Source organism: Rhabdaerophilum sp. SD176, assembly GCF_030143245.1.
Lineage (GTDB): Bacteria > Pseudomonadota > Alphaproteobacteria > Rhizobiales > Beijerinckiaceae > Rhabdaerophilum.
Map to the genome: position 1 here is coordinate 1 of NZ_JARJNS010000015.1, position 5,292 is coordinate 5,292.

Consider the following 5,292-nt stretch of genomic DNA (forward strand, 5'->3'; position numbering starts at 1 on the left):
CACCGCCGTGCCGTTCTCGGTGATCGAGGCGCTGGCGCTCGAGGTGATCACGGGCGCTTCGTTCTCATTGATGACCGTGACAGCAATGTCCTGCGTCGTCGTGCCGCCAAGGCCATCGGCGACTTCAACCTGGACATCGTAGATATTGTTCGGACCGGCATCGCTCGGAGACTCAAAATCCGGGGCTGAAGCGAAAGCAAGCGCCCCGGTCGTCGGGTTGATGGTGAACTTGCCCCCATCTGCCCCGCCCACGATCGAATAGGTGAGGACTGCGCCAACATCAGGATCGGTCGCAGAGACCGTGAGCACGGACGTTGTGTTCTCGGAAACCGTGACCGTCGAAGGCGAGGTGAAGGTCGGTGCATCGTTCCCATCTGTCACCGTGACCGTCACCGTCTGGGTATCCTGGCCGCCAACACCGTCTTGAACTCGGACAACCACCTCATAGGTGTTATCGTTCCCAACATCGTCTGGCGTTTCAAAATCGGGGGGCGTGACAAAGGACAAGACACCGGTTGTGGTGTCGATCGAGAACTTCGTTGAATCCGCGCCCCCGCTTATCGAGAAGAATTTGATCGCGCCGGCATCGGGGTCGGTGGCCGTTACAGTGGTCACCATACTCGCGCCCTCGGCAAGCGTGATGTTCGCCTTCGAGCCACCACCATTGGACGTAATCGTAGGCGCATCGTTAGCATCGGTCAGAACAACGGAAATGGCCTGCGTATCAAATCCGCCCTGACCGTCCGTTACCTTCACGACGACATCGTAGATGCCATCCTTGCCGAAATCTCCGGGTGACTCATAGTTTTGTCCAGACGTAAAGCGTAAAGCACCCGTTGTTGGATTTATTGTAAATTTCGCGGCATCTGTGCCGTCAAAAATTGAATATGTAAAAACTGCGCCCACATCTGGATCTACGGCAGTTATTGTAGTAAAATTTGATGTCGAATTCTCTTTTACTGTGATGATTGCGGTGTCTCCTCCGCCATTCGATGTGATCGTGGGAGAGATATTGTTGTCAACGACGGTGATATTCAGCAATTGGGAATCATTCAACAACCCATCGCTCGCCTCCACAATGACCTCGTACACGCCATCGGAATTGTCATCGGTCGGCGAAAGATAATCCGGTGCGACGATGAAGGAGAGCTGCCCAGTGACCGGATCGATGGTAAATGCCGCAGCATCGGTGCCGCCAGTAATCTGGTAAGTGACCACGTTGCCAAGATCAGGATCGACTGCAACAACTGTTGTGGCAAGCGTTGTGCCCTCGACATGGTCGAATGACGCCGAGATGCCGCCACCGTTCGAGGTGATTTCCGGCGCCTGATTGACATCGATGACGGAGATTGTGAAAATCTGGTCAGTAAATAGACCCTCAGTATCCGTAACACGGACCACAATCGAGTAGGATGGCGCAGCATTAAAATCGATGAAAGAATTGTCAGCAATACTTAATTCGCCCGTTGACGGATCGATGGCAAACATGTCGTTTGGATTGCCACCATCTGCAAAACTGTAGGTGATGCTGTCACCTGCATCCGGATCAACGGCCAGAATGGTTCCAATGACATCACCATTCGCTGCATCTTCCGGTAGCGTAAAGCCCGTAATCTCGACAAAATATGGGGCTTCATTAACGCCCGTGACCGTGATGGCAAGATTTTGAGTATCGAAGGCACCGTCCTGATCTGTTGCCTGGACAATAATGTTGTAAACATTATCCCCACCCTCATCGGCTGGCTCTTCGAAATCGGGGTTATCGACAAAGATCAGGGTCCCGGTTTCGGGATCAATTGTGAACCTGGCGGCATCGGCGCCCCCGGCAATCGAATAGGTGATCGTATCACCCTTGTCCTGATCGAAAGCCAGGACATTAAAAACCGAGTTGGCATTTTCAGGGATGACCAGCGCGCCATTATCGCCACCACCATGGGATACAATGATGGGAGCATCATTGCCGTCCTCAACAGCCAGGACGAACGGTTGGTCAAAATAGAGCCCGCCCTGGTCCGTCACACGGACAACAACAAGTTGCTGTGGGCTCGCTTCAAAGTCGATCTGATCGCCCTTCGTGACTGTGATCGCTCCGGTTGCCGGATCGATGGCAAAACGGCCACCAGCATCGCCGCCCGGCGCGAAGGAATAGGTGAGGCTCGCACCAAAATCGAGGTCTTTCCCGGTGACCTGGCCCACTAAAGTCCCATCTGACGGGTTCTCGGATATCGTCGAGGACGAGATGACCGCCGAAACCGGGGCTTCATTCACATCGTCGATTGCAACGTAGATCCGCTGACGGTCCTGTCCCTTGCCATCGGATGCGACGACTTCGACCTCGTAGATGTTGTTCCCGGCGGCAGAATTGGCAGCTTCATAATCTGGCGCGCTCAGGAAATAAAGTTTCCCGGTAATCCCGTCGATGACGAAACGGCTGGCATCCGCCCCCCCGGTCACGGCAAAGAAAACGTCCTCGCCGTTCGGATCGGTAGCCGTGATCTGGCGGATGAAATTCAGATTTTCGGGTGAATTCACGTTCAGTGTATCGACACCGTTATCCGAAGTGATCTGGGGGGGGGGGTTGACCGGAACCGGCGCCTTGCCGGCGCGGTCGGATCGTTCAACGAGGGAACCTTGGCTCTGGATCTCGACGACGGGAGCCGAGATAACCCGCTTCCCGAAGTCCGAGGTCGGCCTGACAGCCCTGGGATCGCCAGTTGGGTCAGAAAGGGACACCCTTTGCAGCGGAAGCGGTGTCGAGGAAAATTGCTGAGCCGAAGGCAATTGAACGGCCTGGGGCGTACCGCTCTGAACACCATCGCCCCCCTGCTGCGTACGGCGAGAATCCACGACAGCCACTTGGGGGATTTGCTCGAAGAAACGAACGTCGCCTGCAGCCGCGAGCAACGCTTGCGGGTCAACGGCAGCTTGATTGAACTCAATAGCCGGAGGACGATCCGACACCAGTTGCAACGCGAAAGTGGGAAGGACGATCCGGCCACCATCGGGGAACGTCAGAACCGCATCAACGTCGAGGATCGCAATCGAGACGTCATTGAGCGAAAAGGAAAATTTCAAGGTTCGCGCATCGATGACATCAATAACCCGGACCTCGCCAGCATTCGGTCGCTCGACAAGCTGGGACGGGGAGGTGATGGTTTCAGGGCTTCCTGCCGGCAGCATCGCGGCCTGAGCCAGCCTTTCCGGTACGCTATTCCGCTCGTTCACCCTGCACCTTCTTCACTTTTGCGTCCGAGCCTCAGATCAAGACAATCAGGCCGGACCGATCCGAGAGTGGAGGATAAGCTGATATTCCATAATCTTGATTTAAGTGGCTGCCTTGCATTTTGCTTAAGTAATCGACCGGCCGGATTATCGGCATCCGGGCCCTCCCCTTTTTTCCGTCGGCTGGATCCGCGACATTCGCGGATGCGACGTCTCGATGGCAGGATTGCAGGCGGTGCCCCCTCCTCGCGCGATGGCTCAAGCCCAGAACGCGCCGCGAAGGCGAGCGGATTGGTGGGGCCGAAGCGCACCGGACCGGGTCGAGACTTTCATCAATGGGCAAGTCCGGCCGAACGCAAGTCCGGCCAAGTGCAAGAAATAAATCGCCCCGCCAAACCTCGTTTGGCCCCATCCTGCCCAGGATACCGGAGGCGGAGATGTCGAGCATGCTCCGATCCCTTGTGGCTCGTGCGCTCACGTTCAGGCGAGAGGGACGCGACTAAGGGGGCACTCGGGCAGACCAGGCCGATGCACCAGCACCTGCAAACCTCGCAGGCCCGAGAATGAAAAACGGGACGGTTGTTCCGCCCCGTTCTTCCTGGATCTGGCGTAAGTCCTCATTTGAGTACTTACGCAACTCGCCTTTTCCTTCGATCGTCCTTGCAATTGCTTACAAGAGCAAATCTGCCGGATTGAACTGGGAAAGCTTGAACGCATCTAGAATGATGGTGTTGTTTCCAACCTGGATTTCAACATCGCCGCCATTCTCACGCAAGGTCAGATCCGAAACCGTTTCCACACCGGGGAGCGCTGTCAGATCAATCTTGTCGAGGCCAGCTTCGTACCCATAGATCCGGTCCGTGCCGAAGTTTTCATTAAAGACAAAAGTATCTGCGCCTCGGCCGCCAAAGAGAAGATCATTCCCGGTTCCGCCATCAAGCCGATCGTTCCACGCCGTCATGGTGCCTTTCAGGAAAGTCGAGAATTCTGGTCGACCCAACCCTTGTGCCTCTGCCGATGTGCCGATCCGGACCACGAGATCGCCCCGGGAGAGTCCACCTTCCAGCGCAGCGTTCCAAGCAATGAGGCCGCCTTGATCCGGCGAGCGGCCAAGCACCTGCTGATAAACAAGCTCGATCAACCCGCTATTGCTCAGTCCGACATGCTGGGTCTGGAATTCGCCTGAGGAGAGCAACTGATTGGCCACATCGATATTCGAGGTGCCGGCGTCAATCACATTCATCCACTGGAGATAGCCGTCGCGATCTGGAACACGGTCAAAGATGGCGTCGTAGAGCTGATAGAGGGCAAACCCGTCATCGTCATTGGCAAGGCTGGCCAGCGGATAATTGGCATAGCGTGACGTCGTGATCGCTTCCGCCGAATTGATCAGGTCGAAGGCTACCGAGGCCCGGCTCTCTCCGCCCTCGAGCCTTGTGACCCAGGCCCCAAGACCGGCTGCATCGGGCGTGCGCGCGAGAAGATTGGAATAGAGGAAGGAAACGAACACAGAATTGCTGACATCTGTGCTCTCGCCCGGAGCTGGAGATGGCTGGCTCGCGATAAATGCCGCAAAGGCAGCATTAAATTCCGCGGAACCAAGGAAGGTCTCGATCAGAGCGAGAGGATCGGCCCCCGAGCGCAGCTGCGCAAGCCAGTCAACAAGGCCATCGGCCTCCGGGTTGCGGTCGAACAGGGCATTGTAAACCCTGAAAAGGAACCCGCCGAGCAGATCCGACGCTGTCTGATCGAGCCCGATGAGCTGATCATCTCCGCCCGAACCAACAAGCTGGTCGCTGAGGAAGGACCCGACAATAATGTCGTTCTCGTCGGTGCCAAAGAGCTCGGCTCCTTCAAAGACCGTCGGATCGGTGATATCCGGTTCCTCAATGGGCGTGTCATTGCCGGGCGAACCACTATTGTCATCCTGCGCGCCTTCCAGCACCGTATCTTCCCGGAAGTCGAGGTTCTGGATGCGGGTATCGCCGGTCTGGTCGGTATCGGCCCGATCAAAGGCGGTTTCCGGAGTCGCATAACGCTCCGAAACGTAGTCTGCCATGGCCTGCTGCT

General features: G+C 56.4%; 2 protein-coding genes. Both read right to left on the reverse strand.

All coding sequences use genetic code 11. The annotated features are described in order from the left end of the window. A partial coding sequence (locus P0652_RS18665) for a cadherin domain-containing protein (protein WP_284180418.1) occupies nucleotides 1-3,225 on the reverse strand: 3,225 nt, incomplete at its 3' end. Nucleotides 3,226-3,892: 667 nt separating this feature from the next. Then, the coding region (locus P0652_RS18670) for a DUF4214 domain-containing protein (protein WP_284180419.1) at nucleotides 3,893-5,292 on the reverse strand (1,400 nt) is incomplete at its 5' end.